At 65.6% G+C, this 24,932-nt stretch carries 21 protein-coding genes; 6 read left to right on the top strand and 15 right to left on the bottom strand.

Going from position 1 to position 24,932, the window contains the following annotated elements; genetic code table 11:
• Positions 1 to 18: 18 nt before the first annotated feature.
• A complete protein-coding gene (locus tag ACFQU0_RS04060; protein WP_382198840.1) occupies positions 19 to 1,101 on the bottom strand; it encodes a BMP family ABC transporter substrate-binding protein in 1,083 nt (360 codons plus the stop codon).
• 142 nt (positions 1,102 to 1,243) lie between these two features.
• Between ACFQU0_RS04060 and ACFQU0_RS04055 the strand changes: the two genes are divergently transcribed.
• On the top strand, positions 1,244 to 1,756 hold the full coding sequence (locus ACFQU0_RS04055; protein ID WP_382198839.1) for a MarR family winged helix-turn-helix transcriptional regulator: 513 nt from the start codon (positions 1,244 to 1,246) through the stop codon (positions 1,754 to 1,756).
• A 12-nt stretch (positions 1,757 to 1,768) separates the two neighbouring features.
• Here the strand turns inward: ACFQU0_RS04055 and ACFQU0_RS04050 are convergent, their stop codons facing one another.
• From ACFQU0_RS04050 to ACFQU0_RS04040, 3 genes are read right to left on the bottom strand one after another with little or no spacing between them, the layout of a single operon-like run.
• Positions 1,769 to 2,869: a quaternary amine ABC transporter ATP-binding protein gene (locus tag ACFQU0_RS04050; RefSeq protein WP_382198838.1), complete on the bottom strand. Its 1,101-nt coding sequence runs from the start codon at positions 2,867 to 2,869 to the stop codon at positions 1,769 to 1,771.
• Positions 2,862 to 3,749, bottom strand: coding sequence for an ABC transporter permease (locus ACFQU0_RS04045; protein WP_382198837.1), 888 nt, complete (start codon positions 3,747 to 3,749; stop codon positions 2,862 to 2,864). The genes ACFQU0_RS04050 and ACFQU0_RS04045 overlap by 8 nt, the downstream gene beginning before the upstream one ends.
• 3 nt (positions 3,750 to 3,752) lie before the next feature.
• Positions 3,753 to 4,799 carry an ABC transporter substrate-binding protein gene (locus ACFQU0_RS04040; RefSeq protein ID WP_382198836.1) on the bottom strand — a complete coding sequence of 349 codons (1,047 nt, stop codon included), beginning with the start codon at positions 4,797 to 4,799 and terminating at the stop codon, positions 3,753 to 3,755.
• A 288-nt stretch (positions 4,800 to 5,087) separates the two neighbouring features.
• On the opposite strand from ACFQU0_RS04040, the gene add reads away from it, so the two are divergent.
• Complete coding sequence (add, locus tag ACFQU0_RS04035; RefSeq protein ID WP_382198835.1) at positions 5,088 to 6,092, top strand: adenosine deaminase; 1,005 nt, start codon at positions 5,088 to 5,090, stop codon at positions 6,090 to 6,092.
• Positions 6,093 to 6,095: 3 nt separating this feature from the next.
• On the opposite strand, the gene ACFQU0_RS04030 is transcribed toward add, so the two are convergent.
• The 8 genes from ACFQU0_RS04030 to ACFQU0_RS03995 all read right to left on the bottom strand — a co-directional run bounded on the left by ACFQU0_RS04030 (position 6,096) and on the right by ACFQU0_RS03995 (position 15,399).
• Complete coding sequence (locus tag ACFQU0_RS04030) at positions 6,096 to 7,130, bottom strand: adenosine deaminase (RefSeq protein WP_382198834.1); 1,035 nt, start codon at positions 7,128 to 7,130, stop codon at positions 6,096 to 6,098.
• Entirely contained in the window at positions 7,127 to 8,101 is a 975-nt protein-coding gene (locus tag ACFQU0_RS04025) for a Rieske 2Fe-2S domain-containing protein (protein WP_382198833.1), read from the bottom strand. Before ACFQU0_RS04025 ends, ACFQU0_RS04030 begins: the two co-directional genes overlap by 4 nt.
• A gap of 178 nt (positions 8,102 to 8,279) precedes the next feature.
• Entirely contained in the window at positions 8,280 to 9,422 is a 1,143-nt protein-coding gene (locus ACFQU0_RS04020) for a BMP family ABC transporter substrate-binding protein (RefSeq protein ID WP_382198832.1), read from the bottom strand.
• A 45-nt stretch (positions 9,423 to 9,467) separates the two neighbouring features.
• Positions 9,468 to 10,388: an ABC transporter permease gene (locus tag ACFQU0_RS04015; protein ID WP_382198831.1), complete on the bottom strand. Its 921-nt coding sequence runs from the start codon at positions 10,386 to 10,388 to the stop codon at positions 9,468 to 9,470.
• A gap of 1 nt (position 10,389) precedes the next feature.
• Positions 10,390 to 11,454, bottom strand: a complete 1,065-nt coding sequence (locus ACFQU0_RS04010) for an ABC transporter permease (RefSeq protein ID WP_382198830.1) — start codon at positions 11,452 to 11,454, stop codon at positions 10,390 to 10,392.
• On the bottom strand, positions 11,441 to 12,985 hold the full coding sequence (locus ACFQU0_RS04005) for an ABC transporter ATP-binding protein (RefSeq protein WP_382198829.1): 1,545 nt from the start codon (positions 12,983 to 12,985) through the stop codon (positions 11,441 to 11,443). The genes ACFQU0_RS04010 and ACFQU0_RS04005 overlap by 14 nt, the downstream gene beginning before the upstream one ends.
• 106 nt (positions 12,986 to 13,091) lie before the next feature.
• Positions 13,092 to 14,393, bottom strand: coding sequence for an NCS2 family permease (locus ACFQU0_RS04000; RefSeq protein WP_382198828.1), 1,302 nt, complete (start codon positions 14,391 to 14,393; stop codon positions 13,092 to 13,094).
• Positions 14,394 to 14,448: 55 nt separating this feature from the next.
• Positions 14,449 to 15,399, bottom strand: a complete 951-nt coding sequence (locus ACFQU0_RS03995) for a LysR family transcriptional regulator (RefSeq protein ID WP_382198827.1) — start codon at positions 15,397 to 15,399, stop codon at positions 14,449 to 14,451.
• A gap of 95 nt (positions 15,400 to 15,494) precedes the next feature.
• On the opposite strand from ACFQU0_RS03995, the gene xdhA reads away from it, so the two are divergent.
• Together xdhA and xdhB are read left to right on the top strand one after the other, a co-directional pair.
• Positions 15,495 to 17,003: a xanthine dehydrogenase small subunit gene (gene xdhA, locus ACFQU0_RS03990; RefSeq protein WP_382198826.1), complete on the top strand. Its 1,509-nt coding sequence runs from the start codon at positions 15,495 to 15,497 to the stop codon at positions 17,001 to 17,003.
• Positions 17,000 to 19,306 (top strand): xanthine dehydrogenase molybdopterin binding subunit, encoded by a 2,307-nt coding sequence (gene xdhB / locus ACFQU0_RS03985; protein WP_382198825.1) that lies wholly within the window; start codon positions 17,000 to 17,002, stop codon positions 19,304 to 19,306. The genes xdhA and xdhB overlap by 4 nt, the downstream gene beginning before the upstream one ends.
• 14 nt (positions 19,307 to 19,320) lie before the next feature.
• Here the strand turns inward: xdhB and ACFQU0_RS03980 are convergent, their stop codons facing one another.
• Positions 19,321 to 20,154, bottom strand: a complete 834-nt coding sequence (locus ACFQU0_RS03980; protein WP_382198824.1) for an NmrA family NAD(P)-binding protein — start codon at positions 20,152 to 20,154, stop codon at positions 19,321 to 19,323.
• A 111-nt stretch (positions 20,155 to 20,265) separates the two neighbouring features.
• On the opposite strand from ACFQU0_RS03980, the gene ACFQU0_RS03975 reads away from it, so the two are divergent.
• Positions 20,266 to 21,216: a helix-turn-helix transcriptional regulator gene (locus ACFQU0_RS03975; RefSeq protein ID WP_382198823.1), complete on the top strand. Its 951-nt coding sequence runs from the start codon at positions 20,266 to 20,268 to the stop codon at positions 21,214 to 21,216.
• A 10-nt stretch (positions 21,217 to 21,226) separates the two neighbouring features.
• Here the strand turns inward: ACFQU0_RS03975 and ACFQU0_RS03970 are convergent, their stop codons facing one another.
• On the bottom strand, positions 21,227 to 21,865 hold the full coding sequence (locus tag ACFQU0_RS03970) for a LysE family translocator (RefSeq protein ID WP_382198822.1): 639 nt from the start codon (positions 21,863 to 21,865) through the stop codon (positions 21,227 to 21,229).
• A 48-nt stretch (positions 21,866 to 21,913) separates the two neighbouring features.
• On the opposite strand from ACFQU0_RS03970, the gene ACFQU0_RS03965 reads away from it, so the two are divergent.
• Positions 21,914 to 22,837, top strand: a complete 924-nt coding sequence (locus ACFQU0_RS03965) for a ketopantoate reductase family protein (protein ID WP_382198821.1) — start codon at positions 21,914 to 21,916, stop codon at positions 22,835 to 22,837.
• A gap of 185 nt (positions 22,838 to 23,022) precedes the next feature.
• On the opposite strand, the gene ACFQU0_RS03960 is transcribed toward ACFQU0_RS03965, so the two are convergent.
• Complete coding sequence (locus ACFQU0_RS03960) at positions 23,023 to 24,666, bottom strand: PAS domain-containing protein (RefSeq protein WP_382198820.1); 1,644 nt, start codon at positions 24,664 to 24,666, stop codon at positions 23,023 to 23,025.
• Positions 24,667 to 24,932: the final 266 nt, after the last annotated feature.

Below are 24,932 nucleotides of genomic sequence, written 5' to 3'. Positions count from 1 at the left end.
CCAGGTGGTGCTAAACGCTCATTTGGGCAACTTGCTCAACACACCTTCGGCCAGCCAGTTCATGTTGAGGATGGCCTCGTCCGTCAGGGTCTGCCCTTTGGCGATCACCACGCGGCCCTCGTTGTCCTTCACGTCGGCACGGGCCGCAAACGGGTGCAGCTTGCCGGCGGCGATGTCCTTCTGACGCGCCAACACCTCTTCGCGCACAGCGGCAGGCACCTTGGGGCCGAAGTGATCGACCCGGATCATGCCGTCCTTCACCCCGCCCCACACACGCTCGCTTTTCCAGGTGCCGTCCAGCACCGCCTTCACGCGGCGCGTGTAGTAGTCGCCCCAAAGGTGGGTGACGGCGGCCACTTGCGCGTCGGGCGCCACTTTGCGCATGTCGGAGTGGTAGGCCACGGCCAGCTTGCCGCGCTCCTGCGCGGCCACCATCACCGCCGTGCTGCCGGTGTGAAAGGCCAGCACCTCCGCACCCTGGTTCATCAGCGTCATGGCCGCGTCGCGCTCGCGCGGCGGGTTGAACCATTCGCCCAAAAACACCACCCGCAACTCCGCCTTGGGGTTGACCGAGCGCATGCCCAGTGTGAACGCGTTGATGCCTTGCAGCACCTCTGGGATGGGGAAACCCGCCACGTAGCCGGCCTTGGACGCCAACCGCCCCGCTGCCACTCCGGCCAGGTAACGGCCTTCGTAGTAACGCGCGTTGGACACCGCCACGTTGGCCGCCGTCTTGTAGCCGGTGACCGACTCGAACTTCACGTTGGGGAACTCGGCCGCCACCTTGAGTGTGGGCTCCATGTAGCCAAAGCTGGGGGTGAAGATGATCTGGTGGCCCTGCTGCGCCAGGTCGCGGATCACACGTTCGGCGTCCGGTCCTTCGGCCACGTTTTCCACATAGGTGGTCGTGACCTGGTTGCCCAGCGCGGCTTGCACGGCCATGCGCGCCTCGTCGTGCTGGCGCACCCAGCCGGCATCGGTGAGCGGCGCGACATACACAAATGCGGCCTTCAGCGGCGCTTGTGCAGGTGCGGGGGATTGGGCGAAAACGGGGGAGAAACAACAAGCGGCCACGAGTGTGGCTGCGAGGTTTTTGTACATGGTAGTCCTCTACATGGCGCCGAGACAAAGAAAAACCCAGACCACCGGCACAATGGTCTGGGGGCCCACATTCTAAGGCAGTGCCTGTTTTTGCAGACGCGGGGCTGGCATGATGATGCCCCTGCCCCCACAGCTTTGTCCCGTGCGAAAACCGGTTCCCCCCCCCTCCACCATCCCGTCCGAGGCGCCCGCCGCCCAGCGCACCCGCGTGCTGCGCCAATTCCGCGTGGTGTTTGGCGCGGTGCGACAGCACTTCCACCAGATCGAAAAACAGGCCGGTGTGGGCGGCGCCATGGTGGCGGCGCTGGGTTACATCCAGGGTCAACCGGGCATGCGTGTGTCCGAGTTGGCGCAGGCCATGGACGTGCACCAGTCCACCGCCAGCAACCTCATCAAACAGCTGGTGCAGCGCGGTCTGATCAGCTCTGAAAAAGGCGAAGAAGACCGGCGCAGCGTGCGCCTGCAGGTGTTGCCCGCCGGGCAGGCGGTGCTCACCAAGGTGAGTGGCCCGCGAGAAGGGGTCTTGCCGCGTGCCCTGGGCAGCTTGTCCGACGACGCCTTGTCGCACCTGGAACAAGGCCTGGAAGCGCTGCTGGCACAACTGCCGGTGGACCAGGAAACGCCGGCCGCGCGCACGCCGCTGGCCGACTTGTAAGCCTGTCGCGCCTCAGGCAGCGACGCTGCGCGGTGGCACCATGGCGGCAATGATGTCGGCCATGGCGATGGTGCCCAACACCCGGCCTTTGGCATTGACCACGTTGGCCAGTTCCCTGCCCTCGGCACTGAGCAGTCGCGCGGCTTCTTCGATCACCAGGCCGCTGTCCACACTCGGGCCTTGCACCGGCGCGCCGGCACGCATCAAGGTGCGGCAGCGGATCACGCGGCCGCGGTTGACGTCGCGCACAAAACTGGCGATGTAGTCGTCCGCCGGTTGCAGCACGATCTGCTGGCCCGTGCCCTGCTGCACCACCTCGCCGTCGCGCAGGATGGCGATGCGGTCGCCCAGGCGCAAGGCTTCGTCCAGGTCGTGGGTGATGAACACGATCGTCTTGCCAATCTCCTGCTGCAGGTCGAGCAACACACTTTGCATGTCGGCGCGGATCAGCGGGTCTAGCGCCGAAAAGGCCTCGTCCATCAACAACACGGGCGCGTCGTTGGTCAGCGCACGCGCCAGGCCCACACGCTGCTGCATGCCACCCGAAAGCTGGCTCGGATAGTGCGACTCGTAGCCGCTCAGGCCCACGCGCTCGATCCAGCGCATGGCCTGTTCGCGCCGCGCCTTGCGGGCCACGCCCTTGATCTGCAGACCGTATTCGGTGTTCTCCTGCACTGTGAAATGCGGGAACAGCGCGAACTTCTGGAACACCATGGCGGTGCGCTCGCGGCGAAAGGCGCGCAGGCGCTTCTCGTCCATGGCGGTCACGTCGTCCGCACCCACTTGAACCAAGCCAGCGGTGGGGTCGATCAGGCGGTTGATGTGGCGAATCAGCGTGCTTTTGCCCGAACCCGACAACCCCATGATGACCTGGATCTGCCCGGCCGGCATGTCCAGATCGATGTGGCGCAGGCCCAGCACGTGGCCGGTCTGCTCCAGCAACTGCGTTTTGCCCATGCCTTCCATCACCAGCGGCAGGCACGATTGGGGGTGGGGGCCAAACACCTTGTACAGGCCCTTGATGGACACACCCACGGCGCTGCTGCTGTGGGCGGTGGTCTCGCTGCCGGCGGGCGCCATCGCGCCCATCGACAAGGTGGCGGCTTCAGACATGGCTTCCCTCCCGGTTTTTTTGCAGACGCAGGCCGTAGGCTTGCGAGACGCGGTCGAACACAATGGCGATCACCACGATGGCCAGGCCGTTGAGCAGGCCCATGGCAAAGTACTGGTTGGTGATGGCACGCAGCACCGGTTGCCCCAGGCCCTGCACACCGATCATCGAAGCCACCACCACCATGGACAGCGCCAACATGATGGTCTGGTTGACACCGCCCATGATGGTGGGCAAGGCCATGGGCAGCTGCACCTGGCGCAGCTTCTGCCAGGCCGAGGAACCGAACGCGTCGGCGGCTTCCAGCAGGTCGTCGCGCACCATGCGGATGCCCAGATCGGTGAAGCGGATGATGGGCGGCACGGCGTAAATCACCACCGCAATCAGGCCCGGCACGCGCCCAATGCCCAGCAGCATGACCACCGGGATGAGGTACACAAAACTGGGCATGGTCTGCATCACATCCAGCGCCGGGCCAATGATCCGGCGCACGCGGTCCGAGCGGCTCATCAGCACGCCAATCGGCAAACCGAGCACCAGCGCCACCACCGTGCACACGAAGATCATGGAGATGGTCTTCATGGTGTCGTCCCACATGCCCAGGGCACCCACACCCAGCAGCGCGAGCATGGAGGCGACCGCAATCTTCCACGAGCGGCTGGCCAGCCAGGCCAGCAGCCCAATGCCGCCCACCACCAGGGGCCAGGGCGATGTGGTCAGCAGCCGCTCGCTGGCCAGCAGGAAGTCGCGCAGGGGGTTGAACAAGGCCTCCATCGCCTCGCCATGGGTGCGGGTGAAGGCACGGAACTCGCTGTCGATGAACAGCCGCAGCGCGCGCAGCTTGTCCTCATCGATGGCGGGAAATTCAAGCAACACGTTCATGGCTCACTCGCCCACGGCCCCTCGCACCTTGGCCGCCACCTCGGCGCTGACCCAGGGCTCCCACACCGTTGGCTGGGTTTTGAGGAAGTGGCGCGCGGCGTCGGCGCCGTTGGCCTGCTTCTCCGTCATCCAGGCCAACAAGCCGTTGACCGTGTTGTTGGACCAGCCGCGCTGGCTCAGGTAATCGTAGGCCGGGCCGGCGCGCTTGCGGAACTCATCGGTCACCACGGTGAAAACCTCGGCGCTGGCCCAGTCGGTGCGCACCGGTGCCGCGCAGTCGGCGCGCGAGTTGCAGACCTCGAACGCGGCCTTGTCGTGTGGCACCCCGGCGTCGAGCTTGACCATCTCGTACCGACCCAGAATCGCGGTGGGCGCCCAGTAGTAACCCAGCCAGCCCTGCTTGCGCTCGTAGGCCTTGGCAATCGAGCCATCCAGACCGGCGGCAGAACCCGTGTCCACCAACACAAAGTTCTTGTCCTTGGCGCCCCAGGCCTTGAAGGCGTTTTCGGTGGTGATCTGGCAGTTCCAGCCCGACGGGCAGTTGTGCACGGCACCTTTGCCCTTGGCCTCGGGGGCGGGGAACAGCTCGGGGCGCTTGAGCACATCGTCGATGGTCTTGATGTCGGGGTGCTGGTCGGCCACGTATTTGGGAATCCACCAGCCCTCCACGCCGCCATCGGGCAGCGAGCGCGCGGCGTAGTGCAGGCGGCCCTCTTGCACCGCCGCATCCAGCGGCTGGCGCACTGCGTTGATCCACGCCTCGGGCGCCACGTCCGGCTGGCCCTTTTCCATCATCGAGGTCAACGTGGGCATGGTGTCGCCCGGCACCAGCTCCACCTCACAACCGTAGCCGGCGCTCAAGATGATCTGATCGACGTTGGCCAGCACCTCGGCCGACTGCCAGTTCATGTTGGCCACCTTCACGCGGCCACATGTTGGTTCGCTCGTGGCCGCAGCGGTGGTGGCCACCGGCGGCGACTCGGATTTGCTGCAGGCGCTCAGCGCCAACACACAGGCTGCGGTGGTGGTCAGACGGGTGGAAAGTTTCATGGGTCCTCCTGATGAATGGGGTCTGATGCGCCTGCGAACTGCGGCGCCCACCCTGCGTGCCGGGCTGTGCGGCGACGGGGGCAAAGACGGGTATCGGACAAGCCACGCGTGGCGCGCGACCAAGAAAAGCGGTGGCATGGCGCCACCTGAGCGCTGTAATTATATTTGCACAAATGTAATTAAGTCAAGCCAGATGGCAGAAGCGTTGGCATGCTGGACAGGTGAGCACCATGGGTTTCATACGGGTGCGCGTATGTCCTGCCCTTCTCCGGCACCGATGATGGCGCGATGGAAACGATCCCCACACTGCAACGCCTGACGGCCCTGCCTAAAGCGGAGGTCCACGTCCACCTGGAAGGCACCTTCGAGCCCGCCACCCTTGCGCACTGGGCGCGCGAGGCCACGGTGCCCATGCCGCGCCCGCGCGAGCGGCTGCTGCAGTTCGAAGGGCTGGCCGACTTCCTGTACTTCCTGGACTGGGCTTGTGGTCTGGCCAACACGCCAGAACGCGTGGCCACGCTGGCACGGGCGTTCTGCGAACGCCTGGCCGCCGACGGCACCGGCTACGCCGACCTCATCGTCAACCCCACACACTGGAGCGCCTGGCACGGGCGCCTGCGTGCCTTCATCGATGCGCTGGACGCAGGCTTTCGAGAGGCCGAGCAAATGGGCCTGCCCCGCGTGGGCCTGTGTGTGAGCCTGCTGCGCACCCAGACTGCGGACGAAGCCACCGAACTGGTTGGGCTGCTGGCGGGCTGGCGCCACCCGCGTGTGGTGGCCTTGTCGGTGGACGGCAACGAGGCCACGGCCGGCCGCACCGGCCCGCGTTTCGCCGACGCCTTCCGCCGCGCCGGTGAAGCGGGCCTCAAGCGCACCGTGCACGCGGGCGAATCCAGCGGCGCCGAGGGCGTGCGCGATGCCGTCGAACTCTTGCAGGCCGACCGCATCGACCACGGCGTGCGCGCCATCGACGACCCGGCCGTCGTTGGCCTGCTGGTGGACACCGGCATCCCGCTGGGCGTGTGCCCCAGCTCCAACCTGGTGCTCAAGGTCTATCCCTCGCTGGACGCCCACCCGGTGGAGCGCCTGCGCGCGGCCGGGGTGCGGCTCTCGCTCAACACCGACGACCCCAGCCTGCTTGGCACCACACTGCCGAACGAATACGCGCTGTGCGCCAAACACTTCGGCTGGGGCGACGACACCCTGCGCGCACTGGCCGGCACGTCAATTGCCGCGAGTTTTGCCGACGCCAACACGAAGGCACGGCTGCACGCGCACCTCGCGGCCTGGTGAGGCTCAGGCCAGGAAGGCGGCGTCCACCCGGTCCAGCATGGCCCGCTTGGCCGCTGGCGCCAGGAAGCTGGCCTCGAAGCTGTTGCGCATGAGCGTGTAGGCGTGCTGGGCCGTGAGGCCGGTGGCGGCGAAGGTCTGCAGGAAGTTGTCGTTCATGTAGCCGCCGAAGTAGGCCGGGTCGTCGGAATTGACGGTGGCGCACAGACCGGCGTCCAGCAGGCGGCCCAGGTTGTGGTCGGCCAGGTTGGGGAACACACACAGCTTCTGGTTGGACAGCGGGCACACGGTGAGCGGGATGCGCTCGGCCGCGAGTCGCTTCATCAGCGCGGCGTCGCGGGTGGACTGCACGCCGTGGTCGATGCGCTCGACCTTGAGCACGTCCAGCGCGCTCCAGATGTACTCGGGCGGGCCTTCCTCGCCCGCGTGGGCCACCAGGTGCAGACCCAACTCGCGGCAGCGCGCGAACACGCGAGCAAACTTTTCGGGCGGGTGGCCGAGCTCGCTCGAGTCGAGCCCGACGCCGATGAACTGGTCACGATGGGGCAAGGCGTCTTCCAGCGTGGCAAATGCGTCTTCTTCGCTCAGGTGGCGCAGGAAACACAGGATCAGGCTGGCGCTGACGCCCAGCTTCGCATGCGCGTCCTGGCAGGCGCGGTGCAGGCCGTCGATGACGGTCTTCATCGCCACACCGCGCGCGGTGTGGGTCTGCGGGTCGAAAAAGATTTCGGTGTGAATGACGTGGTCGGCCTGCGCCTTGAGCAGGTAGGCCCAGGCCATGTCGTAGAAGTCCTGTTCGGTGATGAGCACGCTGGCACCGGCGTAGTAGATGTCCAGAAAGCTCTGCAGGTTGCTGAAGGCATAGGCACGGCGCAATTCGTCCACGCTGGCGTAGGGGATGGCGATGCCGTTGCGCTGGCTCAAGGCAAAGATCAGTTCAGGCTCCAGCGAACCTTCGATGTGGATGTGCAACTCGGCCTTGGGCGCGGTGCGCAGCAGGTCCACCAGACGTTCTGCGGAGATGGGGGGCAAGGTGTTCATGCGATGACTCCAAAGGTGATGCCACTGTCGCGCAGGAAGCGTCGGTAGGCAAGCGACACGCGGTCGGCTGTGGTGTGTTGTTCCGCACGCGGGTCCAACGGCAGGCACTTGGGGTGTTGCGATTCCAGCACCGGCTGGTCCTGGGTGAAGATGGTGTGCTGGAAGGCGCGCAGCGCCTCGTCGCTGGACGCGAAATCGGCCATGGCCAGGCGGAACCAGACCCGGCTGGTCTCGGGCGTGAGCGGGCAGATGAAAAGGCCAATGGCCTCGTGGTAGTCGCCCAGCGCCGGGTCGTCCGGGCGTTTGGTGAGCACGGCGCTGAAGGGGCCGGTCACTTCATACGTGTAGTCCACCATGGCCCCGCCGCTGGACAAGCGGTTGGACTGCGGCTGCCAGGCCTGGCAACCGGTGGCGATCAGCCCGCTGGGCGTGCGCTCCACCGGGTGGTCGTGGTGCGCGGCGTGACCCCGCTCGCCCAGCCAGCCTTCGTGCACAAACGCGAAGTGGGTCATGTCGAGAAAGTTCTCGACGATGCGCGGCGCGCTGGTGGCCACGTCATACGGACCACAGTTCAGCTTGCGCAGGCGGCTGTCACTTTCGGTGGAAAACGCGGGCAAGTCCCCACTATCGCCATCCACGCACACCCAAATCAGGCCGTGCGCTTCGCGCACGCCCACGGTGCGCAAACGCTGGCTGGCGGGGGGAACGAAGTCCGGCAGCGCGGGCACATGGCGGCAGGGGCCATCGGCGTCAAAACGCCAGCCGTGGTACGGGCACTCCAACTGACCGTCACACACGCGGCCGAGGGACAGGCGGGCACCCCGGTGTGGGCAACGGTCGTGGGCGGCCGCCAGCCGGCCCTGCCCATCGCGCCACAGCACGAGGTCGTGGTCCAGCAGCCGCACGGGAAACGGCGCCGACACCGCGGCGCTCACCTGCGCCACCGGCCACCAATGTTGAGTTTCGATCATGGGGATTGGGAACAAAAAGGGCCACCCGGAGGTGGCCCTTACGAACTCACGGGTTCGAGGCGTAGCGAGCGGGTGCCAGGCTAGGCGGACGGAGCGCAGGAACCGGAACATACTTCCTGTACGTGAGGATCCCGAGCACCGCCCAACTACGCATGGTGCCCGCGCAGTAGCCGAGCGCTTATTGCGGCACCTTGCCTTCCACGCCCTTGACGTAGAACTTGATGCCACCCAGGAAGGCGTCGTCGGCCTTGGCGTCCTTGGCCAGCACTTCCTTGCCGTCCTGGCCCACGATCGGGCCGGTCCAGGGGTGGAAGCTGCCGTCCTTCAGGCCGGCCTTGACGGCGTCGACCTTGGCCTTGACCTCGGCGGGCACGTCCTCAGCGACGGACACCATGTCGATGGCGCCTTCCTTCACACCCCACCACACCGAGCCGGTCGACCAGGTGCCGTTGAGTGCATCGCCCACGGCCTTCTTGTAGTAAGGGCCCCAGTTGATGACGGCCGAACCCAGGTGGGCCTTGGGGCCGTAGGCGGTCATGTCCGAATCCCAGCCAAAGGCGCGTTTGCCCATCTTCTCGGCGGTTTGCAGCACGGCGCTGGAGTCGGTGTTCTGGAACAGCACATCCACCCCCCCGTTGATCAGCGAGGTGGCGGCTTCGGTTTCCTTTGGTGGATCGAACCAGCTGTTGACCCAGACCACCTTGGTCTTGATCTTGGGGTTGACCGACTGCGCACCCAGCGTGAAGCTGTTGATGTTGCGGATCACTTCCGGGATGGGGATGGAGCCGACCACACCCAGGGTGTTGGTCTTGGTCATGCTGCCCGCGATCACGCCCGCCATGTAGGCACCTTCGTAGGTGCGGCTGTCATAGGTGCGCATGTTGTCGGCGGTTTTGTAGCCGGTGGCGTGCTCGAACTTCACGTTTTTGAAGTCGGCGGCGACCTTGAGCATGGGCTCCATGTAGCCGAAAGTGGTGCCGAAAATCAGCGTGTTGCCTTGTTGGGCCATGTCGCGGATCACGCGCTCGGCGTCGGCGCTTTCAGGCACGCTCTCGACGAAGCTGGTTTTGACCTTGTCGCCGAACTCGGCTTCCATCGCCTTGCGGCCGTTGTCGTGCGCGAAGGTCCAACCGCCGTCGCCCACCGGGCCGACATAGGCGAATGCAATCTTCAGCGGCTCGGGCTTGGGCGCTTCGGCCACCGGGGCCGGTGCGGGCGCAGGCGCCGGCTCTTCCTTCTTGCCGCAACCGATCAGCACCGCGCTGGTGAGTGCCGAAAGGGCCACCGTTTTGAGGATGGTGCGTTTCTTCTGGTCTGTCATGTCGACTCCTGAGGGACGTGGGTTGAAAAACACAAAAACAGCAGATTATGAGCCTGGGTAGAACGGCTTGCCGATGGAGGTGGGCATGTTGACGCGAATCCACACCGGGTTGCGCGAAATCAGCACCAGCACCACCACCGTGGCCAGGTAAGGCAACATGGTCAGGAACTGACTGGGCACGTTCACGCCAATGCCTTGCAGGTGGAACTGCAACATGGTCACACCACCGAACAGGTAGGCTCCCAGCAAGACCCGTGCCGGGCGCCAAGTGGCGAAGGTGGTCAAGGCCAACGCGATCCAGCCCTTGCCGGCAATCATGCCCTCCACCCACAGCGGCGTGTAGACGGTGGACACATAGGCCCCCGCCAAGCCGCACAAGGCGCCACCGGCCACCACCGCCATCAGGCGGATGCGGCGCACCGGGTAGCCCAGCGCGTGGGCCGACTCGGGGCTTTCGCCCACGCTGCGCAGCACCAGGCCCGCGCGGGTGCGGTACAGGAACCAGATCAGACCGAGCGTGAGCGCCACCCCGACGTACACCATGGGGTGGTGTTTGAAGAGCGCATTGCCCAGGAAAGGGATGTCGGACAGCAGCGGAATGGCGTGCTGGGCCTGCTCGGGCAACTTGGCCTGCACGTAGTTGATGCCGGCAAAGGCCGAAAACCCGCCGCCAAACAGGCTGAGCGCCAAGCCCGTGGCGTACTGGTTGGTGTTGAGCCAGATCACCAGCAGGCCAAAAATGGCCGCCAGCACCGCGCCGGCGGCCATGCCCGCCGCAAAGCCCAGAGCGGTGCTGCCAGTGGTCGCTACCACCGCGAAGCCGGCCAGGGCGGCACACAACATCATGCCTTCAGCCCCGAGGTTGACGATGCCGGCCTTCTCGTTGATGAGCAGCCCCAGGGCGGCAATGGCCAACACGGTGCCGGCATTGAGCGAAGCGGCGATCAAAAGTGCGGTGGATTCCATCTCAGACTTTCTTCGCAATGAACTTGATGCGGTAGGCAATCAACGTGTCGGCCGCCAGCAGCGAGAACAGCAGCAGGCCCTGGAACACGCCAGTGATGGATTTGGGCAGCCCCAGGTGCGACTGCGCCAGTTCGCCGCCGATGTAGAACATGCTCATGAGCAGGGCCGAGAACACGATGCCCACCGGGTGCAGCCGCCCCACAAATGCGACGATGATGGCGGCGAAGCCGTAGCCTGCGGGCACATAAGGCGTGAGCTGGCCAATGGGCCCGGCGACCTCCAGCGCCCCCGCCAGACCCGCTGCGGCACCCGAGGTGAGCAGCGCAATCCACAGAGCGGTGCGAGACGAAAAACCGGCGTACCGCGCCGCCGCTGGCGCCAAACCACCCACCTGCTGGGCAAAACCCGAATAGGTGCGGAACAGGAACAGCCAGGCACCTGCGACACCGGCCAGCGCCAGCAGCAGACCGATGTTGACGCGGGAACCGTCGATCAGGCGCGGGATTTTGGTCACCGCGTCAAAGGTTTTGGTCTGCGGGAAGTTGTAGCCCAATGGGTCTTTCCAGGGGCCGTACACCAGGAAGTTGAGCACCTGCACCGCCACGTAAACCAGCATCAGGCTGACCAGGATTTCGTTGGCGTTGAAGCGGTCGCGCAGCAAGGCGGTGATGCCCGCCCAGAACATGCCACCCAGCACCCCGGCCAGCAAGATGGCAGGCACGATCCAGGGGCCAGTCGTCTTGTCGGCCAGCAAGGCAACACCACCGGCGGTGATGGCGCCGATGATGAACTGGCCTTCGGCACCGATGTTCCACACGTTGGAGCGGAAACACACGGCCAGGCCCAGGGCAATGATGAGCAACGGCGTGGCCTTGACCATCAACTCGCCAATGGCGTAGACGTTGCGAATCGGCTCCCAGAAAAACACCTGCAGACCACGCACCGGGTCTTTGCCCAGCGCCACGAACAGGATGACCCCAATGACCACCGTCACCAGCAGGGCCAGGATGGGCGAGGCGTAGCCCCAGAAGCCGGAGGGCTGGGGACGCGCTTCAAGCTTGATCATGGGCCACCTCCGCTTGCACGGCCGCCGCAGCGCCCTGGTTCCACAATCCCGACATCCATTCCCCGATCTGCGTCACCGACGCCTTGCTGCGGTCCACGCTGGGCGACAGCCGCCCTTTCGCCATCACGTACAGGCGGTCGCAAATTTCAAACAGTTCGTCCAGCTCTTCGCTCACCACCAGCACCGCACAACCGGCGTCGCGCAGGGCCAGGATTTCGCCGCGTATCTGGGCCGACGCGCCCACGTCCACACCCCAGGTGGGTTGGCTGACGATGAGCAGCTTCGGGCGGGCCTCGATCTCGCGGCCGACGATGAACTTCTGCAGGTTGCCGCCCGAAAGCGACTTGGCCGCGGCGTCCGGCCCGGCCGTCTTGACCTTGTAGCGGGTGATGATGTCTTGTGCCTGCTCACGCAACAGGCCCAGCTTGAGCCAGCCCCCGGCGCCGATGGCGTCACGGCGCGACAGCAGCAGGTTGTGTGCCAGACCCAGGGTGGGCACCGCGCCACGGCCCAGGCGTTCTTCCGGCACAAAGTGCAGGCCCAGCGAACGGCGCTTGCCCGGCCCGAAACGCGACACGTCCGTGCCGCTCACGCTGATGCTGCCGGTCGGCGCGCGGCGGTCTTCGCCCGACAGGCAAAACAACAGTTCGCCCTGCCCGTTGCCCGACACGCCCGCAATGCCCACCACCTCGCCCGCGCACACGGTGAGCTGCACGCCTTCCAGGTCGGTGCCAAACGGATCGTCGCTTTTCAGGCTCAGACCACGCACCTGCATCACGGCGGCACCGGGCCGCTGCTCGCGCAAGCCCAAGGCTGGCGGTTCGGCCCCGATCATCAGGCGGCTGAGCGACGCGTTGCTCTCCTGCTGGGGGTTGCACACACCTGTGACCTGGCCACCGCGCAGCACCGTGCAGGCGGTGCAGAGCTCGCGGATTTCGTGCAGTTTGTGGCTGATGTAGAGGATGCTGCAGCCCTCGGACGCCAGCTTCTTGAGCACCACAAACAGCTTTTCCACCGCCTGCGGCGTGAGCACCGAGGTGGGTTCGTCAAGAATGAGCAACTGCGGCTGGGTGAGCAGCGCACGGATGATCTCGACCCGCTGCATCTCGCCCACGCTCAGGGTGTGCACCGGACGCTCGGGCGCGATGTCCAGCCCGTACTCGGCGGCCTTGGCGCGGATGCTTTCGGTCACCTCCTCCAGCGTCAGGCTTTTGTCCAGGCCCAGCCACACGTTTTCCGCCACGGTCAGCGTGTCGAACAGGCTGAAGTGCTGGAACACCATGCTGATGCCCAGTGCCCGCGCCTCCTGGGGGTTGCGGATGTGCACCGGTTTGCCATTGAACAACACAGCGCCTTCGTCGGGTTTGACGGAGCCGTAGATGATCTTCATCAGCGTGGACTTGCCCGCGCCGTTTTCGCCCAGCACGGCGTGGATTTCCCCGGGGGCGACGGTCAGGTGCACGTCCTTGTTGGCCACCACGCCGGGGTAGCGTTTGGTGATGCCTGTCAGTTGCAGTCGCGATGTGGTCAATCAGTTCTCCTCGGAGTCAGATCCTGCGTAGTGGGTGGGGCGGCATTTTCGCCGCCCGGCTGGAGAGCGCCAAGCAAACATCGGGCCGATGTGGAACCGCCCCGCCTCAGTGTCCTCCGATATAGACGAATTTGAACAGGAACACGCCACCGATGGCCCACACCATCTTGTGCACTTCCTTCGCCTTGCCGGTGAACAGCTTGAGCACGGCGTAGGTGATGAAACCAAAAGCCAGGCCGTTGGCGATGGAGTAGGTGAAGGGCATGACCAGCGCGGTCACGGCGGCGGGGATCACCTCGGTGGTGTCGTCCCAGTCGAGTTCGGTGAGGTCGCGCAGCATCAGGCAGGCCACAAAAAACAGCGCCGGTGCCGTGGCGTAGGCCGGCACCACGCCGGCCAGCGGCGCAATGAACAGACAGGCCAGGAACAGCACCGCCACCGTCAGCGCCGTGAGGCCCGTGCGGCCACCGGCTTGCACACCCGAAGCACTTTCAACGTAGGCCGTGGTGCTCGACGTGCCCAGCAGCGCACCGGCAAAGATGGCACCACTGTCGGCCAGCAGCGACTTGTTCAAGCGCTCCATCTTGCCCGGCACCAGCAAGCCGGCGCGTTTGGCCACACCCATCAGCGTGCCCGTGGCATCGAACAGCTCGACCAGGAAAAACACCAGCACCACGTTCAGCAAGCCGACCGACATCGCCGCCTTGATGTCCAGTTGCAAAAAGGTGGGCGCGATGGAAGGCGGCATCGAAAAAACGCCGCGGAACTCGTTGCCGGCGAAAAAGAACGATGCGACCGTCACCGCCACAATGCCGATCAGGATGGCGCCTGGCACCTTCAGCTTGTCCAGCACCACGATCAACATGAAGCCGAGCACGGCCAGCACCACCGGTGGCTTGTGCAGTTCGCCCAGCGTCACGAAGGTCGCGGGCGATGGGGCCACGATGCCCGCGCTCTTGAGCGCAATCAGTGCCAGGAACAGCCCGATGCCCACCGTGATCGCGTAGCGCAGCGAATGGGGGATGCCTCGGATGATCAACCCGCGCAGCCCCAGCAGCGTGACCAGCAAGAACAGGCAGCCCGACACGAACACCGCGCCCAGCGCCGCCTGCCAGGTGAAGCCCATGTTCACCACCACCACGTAGGCGAAATAGGCGTTGAGCCCCATGCCCGGCGCGAGCGCGATCGGGTAGTTGGCGTACAGGCCCATGATGGTGGTGCCCAGCGCCGCAATCAGGCAGGTGGCCACAAACACGGCGTCCTTGGGCATGCCCGCATCACCCAGGATGGATGGGTTGACGAAGATGATGTAGGCCATCGTCAGGAAGGTGGTCAGGCCCGCCACCAGTTCGTTGCGCACCGTGGTGCCGTGTTCCTGCAGTTTGAACACGCGTTCGGTCCAGTTCATGGGTTGTGTCTCCTCTTTGTTGTATGTTTTGGTCAGGGGTGCGGCCAGGTGGTGGCTACGCAGCCGCCTCATGCGGCGGCGCGCGCAGCGAGGCCGCCACCGTCTTGATCTGCTCGCGCAGCCAACGCCCCGCCTTGGACGCATGGGTGCGCTCGTGCCAGAGCTGGTAATACATCATGCGAGGGAATTCCACCGGGCAAGGCAGCACGCGCACGGGCAGGCTGGCGGTGAAACGTTCGCAGTACTGGCGGCCCGTCGTCAGCACCAGCAGGCTGCCGGCCACCATGGCCGGGATGAGCGCGAAATGGGGACAACGCGCGGTGATGTTGCGCGCCAAGCCTTGTGCGGCCAGGTGGTCGTCAATGAAGCCCCGTGCACCGGGATGGGTGGGCGTGGGGGCGATGTGTTCAGCGGCGAGCCACGCGGTTTGGTCCCAGCCACGGCGCACCGCCGGGTGGTGTTTGGCCACCAGGCAAACCACCTCGTCGCCAAACAGGCTGCCCAGGTGCAGGTCGTCTGGCGGTTTGGGCCAATTGCCAATCACCACTTCGTAGTGCCCCTGGGCCAGGTGTGTGCGGTAGTCGGCGTCGGCCGACAAGGGGTGGATCTCGATCTGGCAACCAGGTGCCAGGGCCTTGATCTGCGTGACCAATTGGGGCAGGAAGGCGGGGTCGAGGTAGTCGCTGGCGGCCAGGCTGAAGGTGTGGCGGGCGGTGGCCGGGTCGAAGGCGCGCGCATCGGAAAACAGCACCTCGGCGCTGCGCAGGATGTCGGCCGCTGGCGCGATCATGCGCAGGCCGGCTTCGGTGGGCACCATGCTGGCGCCCGAACGCACCAGAAGGGGATCACCCGCGAGTTCGCGCAGGCGCTTGAGCGCCGCACTGACCGCCGGCTGGTACATGCCCAAACGCAGCGCCGCACGCGACACGCTGCGCTCGGTGAGCACGGTGTGCAGCACGCGGATCAGGTGCAGGTCAATCTTGTCGAACATGGGCATGTATTTCATACCTGGACACTGTATGCGTTGATCGTGTTCTGGACATTCCTGTCATATGGCTGAGCATATGTTGTGCCACGGAGCGGGACGCTATGCTGGCGTTCATGAAGTCTCAAACATCCGGACAAACCCTGAGATTCGTGCGCCGCGGCGAGACCGTGACGCTGAATCACGTCGCACCCGACCGCACCCTGCTGGACGTGTTGCGCGAAGACCTGCACCTGAGCGCCACCAAAGAGGGCTGCGGCGAAGGCGACTGCGGCGCCTGCACCGTGGTGCTGGGCGAACTGGTCGATGGCCAGCTGCGGCACAGGGCCATCAACAGCTGCATCCGAATGGCGCATTCGGTGGATGGCATGGCGGTCTACACCGCCGAGGACATCGCGGCGCCCACCGGCGAACTGCACCCAGCACAAGAGGCGATGGTGCAATGCCACGGCAGCCAGTGTGGCTTCTGCACACCGGGTTTCGTGATGAGCCTGTTCGGCATGTACCAGAACACCAACCACGGCCAAGGCATCACCCGCGAGCAGGCCCAAGTCGATCTCTCGGGCAACCTGTGCCGCTGCACCGGCTACCGCCCCATCCTGGATGCGGCGCAACAGATGGGCGACTTGCCCCTGCCCGCCGGTTGCACGGTGGACACCGACGCTACCGTGGCGGCACTCAAGGCGCTGAAGAAGAAGCCCACCACCGACACCCCTTACCTGCGCCCCGCCACACTGCCCGCTTTGTTGCAGGCCCGTGCCGCCCACCCCAAGGCACAGGTGGTGGCCGGCTGCACCGACGTCGGCCTGTGGGTGACCAAACAGCACAAACGTTTTGAGCAGGTGCTGGACGTGACCGCCGCGCGCGAGCTGCAACGCGTCGAAACCTACCAACACCACATCGCCATTGGTGCGGCCGTGTCGCTCACCGACGCGTTTGCGGCGCTGGTGAAGGAACGCCCCCAACTCAAAACCTTCAGCCAGCGTTTTGCAGGTTTGCCGGTACGCAACTCGGGCACCCTGGGCGGCAACGTGGCCAATGGCTCGCCCATCGGTGACTCCATGCCCTTGCTCATCGCCCTGGGCGCCAGCGTGGTGCTGATGCGCTGGAAAAAAACTGCGGCCGGCGGCGAGATCGCCCACCGCGAACTGCGGCTGGAAGACCTCTACACCGGCTACCGCACCAACGTCATGCGGCCCGACGAACTGGTGGCCTGGATCAAGGTGCCCCGTCCCACCCAGGACGAAAAACTGGCCGTCTACAAAATCAGCAAACGCTTTGACGACGACATCTCGGCCATCTGCCTGGCCATCCGGCTGGAGATCGCAGGTGGCGTGGTGCGAAGCGCGTCCATCGGCGCCGGCGGCGTGGCCGCCACACCCGCCCGTGCGCGGCACACCGAGGCCGCTCTGTTGGGCCAACCCTGGACCGAGGACACGGTGATGGCCGCCATGGACACCCTTCGAAGCGAGTTTCAGCCCATCTCCGACATGCGCGCCAGCGCGGCTTACCGGCACACCGTGATGGGCAACCTGCTGCGCCGCTTCTGGCTCGAAAGCCAAGGCCAACAGGCCATCAACCTCGAACAACTGAACGGTCTGAAAAGCCTGGAGGTGACGGCATGAACGCCCCCGATCTCAAACTGGTTGCCGACAGCACCCGCGCTGCTGGCGTCTCGCGTTTCCACGAAAGCGCGCGCGCCCAGGTGGCGGGCACCGCCACCTACATCGACGACATCCCGGAGGTGCGGGGCACCCTGCACGCGGCACCGGTGTGCTCGCCCATCGCCCACGGCAAGCTGAAAGGCCTGGACGCGAGCGCGGCCCTGGCCCTGCCCGGCGTGCAAGGCTTCATCTGCGCGGCCGATATTCCTGGCGACCCCATCCTGGCCGCCTTCGGCCACGACGAACCGGTGTTCGCGCAGGACACGGTGTTGTTCATCGGTCAGGTCGGCGGGCTCATCCTGGCCGACGACGCCATGACCGCGCGCTGCGCCGCACGCCTGGTCAAGTGGGACATCGAGGCACTGCCGCCCGTGCTCACCCCCCAGGAAGCCCACGCCAAACAAAGCTACGTGTTGCCGCCAGTGCATGTCAAGCGCGGTGATGCCGCCGCCGCGCTGGCGCGTGCACCGCACACGCTGGAAGGCCGTTTCGAGGTCGGTGGGCAGGAACACTTCTACCTCGAAGGCCAGATTGCCTACGTGCTGCCGCTGGAGCAAAACCAGTGGTGGGTCTACTCCAGCACCCAGCACCCCGGCGAGGTGCAGCACTGGGTGTCGCACGTGCTGGGCCTGCACAACCACGCGGTGAAAGTGGAATGCCGACGCATGGGCGGCGGCTTCGGTGGCAAGGAAACCCAGGCCGGCCACCTGGCGGTGTGGGCCGCCGTGGCGGCGCAAAAGCTCAAGCGCCCGGTCAAGCTGCGGCTGGACCGCGACGACGACTTCATGATCACCGGCAAGCGCCACCCCTTTGCCTACAGCTACCAGGTGGGCTTTGACGACAGCGGCCTGCTGTGTGGCCTGAAACTGGAGATGCTGGCCAACTGCGGCTTCTCCGCCGACCTGTCCGGCCCCGTTGCCGACCGCGCCATCTTCCACGCCGACAACGCCTACTTCCTCGAAGACGTGGCCATCAGCAGCTACCGCTGCAAGACCAACACCCAGAGCCACACCGCCTTTCGCGGCTTTGGTGGCCCGCAGGGCGTGATCGTGATCGAACGCATCATGAGCGACATCGCCCGCCACCTGGGCCTGGACGCGCTGGACGTGCGCCTGCGCAACCTCTACGGCATCGAGAACCGCAACGTCACCCACTACCAGATGCAAGTGGAGGACAACATCCTGGAGCCGCTGATGACCACGCTGGCGCAGACCAGCCGCTACCGCGAGCGCCACGGAGCAATAGCCGAGTGGAATGCGAGCAGCCCGGTCATCAAACGAGGCATCGCTCTCACGCCGGTCAAGTTCGGCATCAGCTTCACCGCCACGCTGTTCAACCAGGCCGGCGCGCTGGTGCACGTCTACACGGACGGCAGTGTGCAGGTCAACCACGGTGGCACCGAGATGGGCCAGGGCCTGAACACCAAGGTGGCCGCCATCGTGGCCGACGAGCTGGGCGTGCCCTTCGAACGTGTGCTCTCCACCGCCAGCGACACCAGCAAAGTGCCCAACGCCAGCGCCACTGCCGCCTCAAGCGGTACCGACCTCAACGGCCGCGCGGCCCAGTTTGCGGCCCGGAACGTGCGCGACAACCTCGCCAGTTTCGTGGCCGGGCTCGACGGCTGTGGCGCGGGTGCGGTGCGCTTCGTGAACGGGCAGGTCATCAGCCCAAGCAAAACCCGACAGTGGGAGGACGTGGTGGGCGCGGCCTACGCCAACCGCATCCAGCTCTGGAGCGATGGCTTCTACCGCACGCCCAAGATCCACTACGACAAGGTCACCATGCTGGGGCGGCCCTTCTACTACTTCTCGTACGGTGCGGCCTGCACCGAGGTGGCCATCGACACCTTGACCGGCGAGTACCGCGTGGTGGCGGTCGACATCCTGCACGACGTGGGCCAGAGCATCAACCCGGCCATCGACATCGGTCAGATCGAAGGCGCGTTTGTGCAAGGCATGGGCTGGCTCACCACCGAGCAGCTGGTGTGGAACAACAAGGGCTACCTGCAAACCCATGCGCCCAGCACCTACAAAATCCCGGCCACCGGCGACGTGCCCGAGCACTTCAACGTGGCGCTGTGGCCTGAGCCCAACCGCGAGGACAACGTGTTTGGCAGCAAGGCCGTGGGCGAGCCGCCTTTCATGCTGGGCATCAGCGTGTATGAAGCACTGCGCGACGCGGTGGCCCAGGCGGGCGGGCAGCCCGATGCGATGAACGCACCCGCCACCGCCGAGGAAGTGCTGCGCGCCGTGCAGGGCTTTTGACGCCCTGCTGAACCTCAGGCCCAGTGGGCCTTGAAGTCCTGCGCGTACCGCTCCAGGCGGATGGGCGCCTGGCCGGTGATGCGCTGGACGGCGTCGGTGGTGCGCTCGGCAAAGCCGGCCTTGAACGCGCCCAGGATCACCAGCAGGAACTCGGCGTAATCCGCTGGCAGGCCCGCGCCCAGCAACCCTTGGCGCATCGCGTCTTCGGGGATGTCGGTGTAGCCAATGGGGCGGCCCGCCGCCTGCGAAAGGATAGCCGCCACCTGGTGGTGGTCAAACGCCTCGTTGCCGGTGAGGTCGTGGGCCGCGTTCACGAAACTGTCGGACGACAACAGCTTGGCTGCCACGGCGGCCACGTCACGGGTGTCGATGAAGCTGCCTTTTGCATCACCCACCGGCAAGAAGATCTGGCCCTGGCTCTGGATGCCTTCCAACCAGAAGGTGTGGAAGTTCTGCATGAACCAGTTCGGGCGGATCACGTTCCAGGCCAGACCTGAGCGCTCCAGGTGCAGTTCGGCTCGGCGCAGGGGGATGCTCTCGTCGGCATTGGCCCCCATGGCCGACAACATCAGCAGCTTGCGCAAGCCGGCGGTCTTGGCGGCATCGATGGCGGGAATGAGCAGCTCGTGCTGGTTGGCGAAACCGGGTGGGCACATCAGGAACAGCTGATCGGCCCCCGCCAGCGCGGCCGCGAGGCCCTCACCCGTGTCCATGTTGACCGTGACTTCGCCGGCTTGTGTGGCCACGCGGCTGGTGGCGCGCCGAACGGTCTGGCCTTGGGCAGCGAGCAGATCGGCCAGGGTCGAACCGATTTGGCCGCTGGCGCCGATCACGAGGGTGGTGGTCATGAAAAAACTCCGTGTGTGGTTGAACGAGCCCTCAGTGTGTCCGGCATCGACAAGAACCTGAATGCATGAAATGCCACCATTCATGTCTGATCGTCCAGAAAATATGGCGTCATGGACATACTCTCAGACATATTGCATGTCGCTGGATTGAAGCGCCGCCTGCTCGACCTGCATGCGCTCCAACCCGAGGCCGCCCTGCGTTTTCCCTGCGACCGCAGCTTTGGTCTTCACGCGGTCACGCGCGGTCAGGCCTTTGTGCACGCGCCCAACCTCGACGCACCCTTGGCCCTGCAGGCCGGTGACCTGGTGCTGATGGCGAGGGGCTGTGTGCACCACCTGTCGCTGAACGCTGAGCCACCCTCGCACAGCACCACCGTGCCCATCGCCACGTTTGTGGGGGCCGAGCCGTCTGCGCTGCCAGGCCACAGCGGCACGCAGGTGGTCAGCGCCGCCTACCAGCTGTGGCACCCGCCGCTGCACCCTTTTTTGCGCAGCCTGCCACCTTGGTTTGTGGTGCGGGGCCACAGCCTGCCCCAGTTGTCGCCATTGCCGCTGACCCTGGGTTTGCTGGACCGCGAGCTGGGCGGTGAGGGCCTGGGCGCCACCTCGGCCACGCACGGCCTGCTGGACGCGCTGTTTGCCTTCGCGCTGCGCGAGATCGCCGAACGCGAGAACCCGGGGACACCCGGCTGGCACCACGCCATCAGCGACCGCCCCATCCGCCAGGTGCTGGGCCTCATGCACGGCAACCTCGCCCACGGCTGGACCTTGGACGAGCTGGGCCAGCAGGTGGGGCTGTCGCGGTCCGCGCTGGCCGAGCGTTTTCGCAGCGCACTGGGCGACACACCGCTCAACCATCTGCGCACGCTGCGCATGCAAAAAGCCCTGCAACTGCTCGCCGACACCCGCCAGACGCTGGAACAGGTGGCACAGGCGGTGGGCTACCAGGATGCGTTCGGTTTTTCCAAGGTCTTCAAGCGCACCACCGGGCTGTCACCGCGCCAGTTTCGCGAACTGGACGCCAGCGACCGGCAGGCACCCTTCCGCTTTCAGGAAGCGTGAACGGCGCCGCTCAGGCCACGTGGCGCCGATAGCTGGCCAGCAGCAGCGCCAGCAGGCCCATGCCCGCCGCACAACCCCAGTTGAGCCAGCGCAAGCCCGCCTGGGACAGCCAGCGCACCGCCTGCCGCCCCGCCAGGGCGTACGCCACCATGACGGCGGTGTCGATGGCGATGAACAACGCGCCCAGCAACGCGTACTGGGGCGCGAGCGCCTGCGCCGGATCGACAAACTGCGGGAGAAACGCCGCAAAAAACAGCAGGGCTTTGGGGTTGGACAAAGCCACCGTGAGGCTGCGCGTGAAAGCCGCGCGGCCTTGCACCTCACGCCCCGGCACATGGGCCAGCGTGGCCTGCACATCGGCCACCGGGCTGCGCCACAGTTGCACCGCCAACCACAACAGGTAGAGCACGCCCACCACACGCACCATCTCGAACAGCCAGGCCGACGCCAGCATCAGCGAGCCCAGCCCAATGGCCACGACCGAGATGACCACCGCGCTGCCCAGCGTGGCGCCGGCCATGCCCCAGGCGGCCCGGCGCAGGCCACCGCTCATGCCATTGGACAAGGCCAGCAACATGGTCGGGCCGGGAATCACCGCCAACGCCAGGGACGCGGTGGCAAACATCAACAAGGTCTGAAGGCTGGGCATGGTGGCGGGCTCGGCTTCTTGAGAAACAGGGCTCCTAGAATACCGCGCATGACCTCCCCCACCCCCTCCCCGTTGCGTGTTGCCGTCATCGGCGCCGGTGCCGTTGGCTGCTTCTACGGCGGCATGTTGGCGCGCGCCGGTCACGCCGTCACGCTGATCGGCCGCGCGCAGCACGTGCAGGTGTTCGAGCGCGATGGCCTGCGCATGCAGACCTTGTCCTTCGATGAACAGGTGCCGGTGGCCGCGAGCACCGAAGCGGCGGCCGTGGCCGGTGCCGACGTGGTGCTCTTTGCCGTCAAATCGCCCGACACAGAGGCCACTGGCGAGCAGATGCGCCCCCACCTCAAGGCGGGCGCCTTGGTGCTGTGCCTGCAAAACGGGGTGGACAACGCCGAACGGCTGCGCGCCGTGTTGCCCGGCGTGGATGTGGCCGCCGCTGTGGTCTACGTGGCCACCGAAATGGCCGGCCCTGGCCACCTGCGCCACCACGGGCGCGGTGAGCTGGTGATCGAACCCTCAGCCGGCAGCGCGCGCCTGGCGCAGGCGCTCATGGCTGCCGGCGTGCCCACCGAGATCAGCGACAACGTGCGCGGCTCGCTCTGGGTCAAGCTCATCCTCAACTGTGCATACAACGCGCTGTGCGCCCTGGGCAAGCTGCCCTACGGCCCGCTGGTGGAGCGCCCCGGCGTGCGCGACGTGATGGCCGATGTGGTGGCCGAATGCCGCGCCGTGGCCGCCGCCGATGGCGTGACCCTGCCCGGCGACGTGGACCTGGCGGTGCGCCGCATCGCCGAAACCATGCCGACGCAACACTCATCGACGGCGCAAGACCTGATGCGTGGCAAGCCCACCGAAATCGACCACCTCAATGGCTATGTGATGCGACGTGGCGCGGCGCTGGGCGTGCCCACACCGGCCAACCGCGTGTTGTGGACACTGGTGAAGTTGGCGGAACCAGAAGGCCCGCGCTGAGCCGACCGCACGGAACGGCCACGCCTGCACGACAGTGACCGTTTGGCGCGCGGCCGGCGACATCGCCAACGCTGGCAGCTTGATTGACGAGTACGGGCACGAGCTGCCAGGGACGGCTACGCAGCGGTTGCTGCCGGTCGTCAGATAGGCGCCGTCGGATCGCTCTCGGCACCATGAACTGACATTCAGGCGCTGGAGCGACAGGCAGGTTGAAACACGCACACGCCCAATGACTGGCTTTTGGCCTGGTACATGGCGGTGTCTGCGGCACGCAGGTAGTCGTCCACCGTCGCCAGCCTGGATGCACTGCTGACCAGTCCAATACTCGCGCCACTGATCACGGTGTGTTCGCCGACCACGTAAGGCGCTGCGAGGGCGGCAGCGATCTGTTGGGCGCGGTTGCTGGCTTCTGCGGGATCAATGGACTCCAACAGCACATTGAACTCGTCGCCACTCATGCGGGCGACCAGATCAACCGCCCGCACGCAGGATTCGAGCCGCCGCGCCACCTGCTGCAACAGCCGGTCGCCCACATGGTGCCCGTAGTTGTCATTGACGGCCTTGAACCCGTTGAGATCCAGCAGCAGCACGGCGAACATGGTGGCGTCATCGCGTGTGGGCACACCATCACCGTTCGCAGCGTCGTTCTGGTGGAGCGCCATGAGATTCGCGAGGCGATCGCGGAACAAGGGCCGGCCGGGCAAACTGGTCAGCGCATCGTAGGAACTGCCACGGTCAGCCAGATCGCTCAACGAGCCCGCCATGCGCACCGCAACGCCGTCTTCAAACTCGGCGAGCCCGCGCCAATTGACCCACACCAGTCGTCCAGCGGCGTGGAACGCGCGGAAATCCACCGAAAAGTTCGGGCAGTTCCCCGACAGGTGCCTGCGGTAGGCCGCCTGCACACGCACCCGATCTTCGGGATCGATGAGCTGCTCCAGAAAGCTCCAGCCACCGTCGTGAACATGATCGCCGCTGCCCAGCCCGACGATCTGGTGAAAGCGCCCGGACACATGCAGGGCGTCCGTTCGCAAGTCCCAGTACCAGATGCCGTCATTGGATCCGCGCGTCGCCAGCGAATAGCGGTTTTCAGAGCGCAACAACTCGAGTTCGGCGTTCTTCTGCTGGGTGACGTCGATCATCAGGCCGATCATGCGGTTCGGTCGCCCCGGCTCGACCACTGCGCGGCACAGATCGCGCACCCACACGACCTTGCCGGATTTTGCAATCAGCCGATAGCTCATCTCGTAGGCATAGCTGTGCGTGGCGTTGTAGGCGGCATCATCGATAAGCAGGGCCTGTGCCAGATCATCGGGGTGCACATGCGCCCGCCAAAAGCCCGGGTCAGACCGCCACTCCTCCACGGAGTAGCCGAACAACCGTTCGACCTGCGGGCTCAGGAAAGTATTGCCCACGCCGATTTCAGCCTCCCAAACGACGCCATCAATGGTTTCCAGTAAGCGCAAAAAGCGCTGGCGAATCTCCACCAGCACCTGCTCGGTGACCTCGGTGATCTCGATCAGGACACCCTGGCGGCTGATCACCCGCTGCGCCGCATCCGTCTCCGGGTAGAGGTTCAGACGCACCCAGCGATAGTCCGCGTCGGCAAATCGCAACCGAAATACCGGCATGCCCGAGCGCATGGTGCCAATGTCGCCGGGATGCACAAATTCAAGCAGAGACCTGCCGAGCGCTGCTTCCACCGAATGGCCGGTGAGCGTGGTCCACGCCGGATTCAGGTAAGTGATCTCCCACAGCGCATCGGTTTGCATCACCGCCTCGGGCAGCAGTTGCAGCAGTTTTGTGGACGGCGTGAGAGTGGTAGGCATGCAGGGCTGTCGCAAAAAGGGGGTCAGGCGAATCCAACGGATAAGAAAATCAACCACACCAGATTAAGTATGGCAGGGGTTTTGGGCAGGCTCGTGCCATACACCACTGACGAGTCGTTCGTCGATTGGCTGGTCATGACCGAAGCAGTTGCTCAGCCCGTCGAACGTGAATGACTCCAGTCAGCCAATTTTGTTGAAAAACTCGTTTCGACGCCCCGGTCGGGTCGCCGTTTTCTGTCAGTGAGGATGATTTTGTTTGTTGGGTC

The organism is Hydrogenophaga defluvii, from assembly GCF_042665235.1.
In the GTDB taxonomy this organism is placed as follows: domain Bacteria; phylum Pseudomonadota; class Gammaproteobacteria; order Burkholderiales; family Burkholderiaceae_C; genus Hydrogenophaga; species Hydrogenophaga defluvii_A.
Note: the sequence above shows the minus strand (reverse complement) of the source record. Positions and strands in the feature narration are given on the sequence as shown.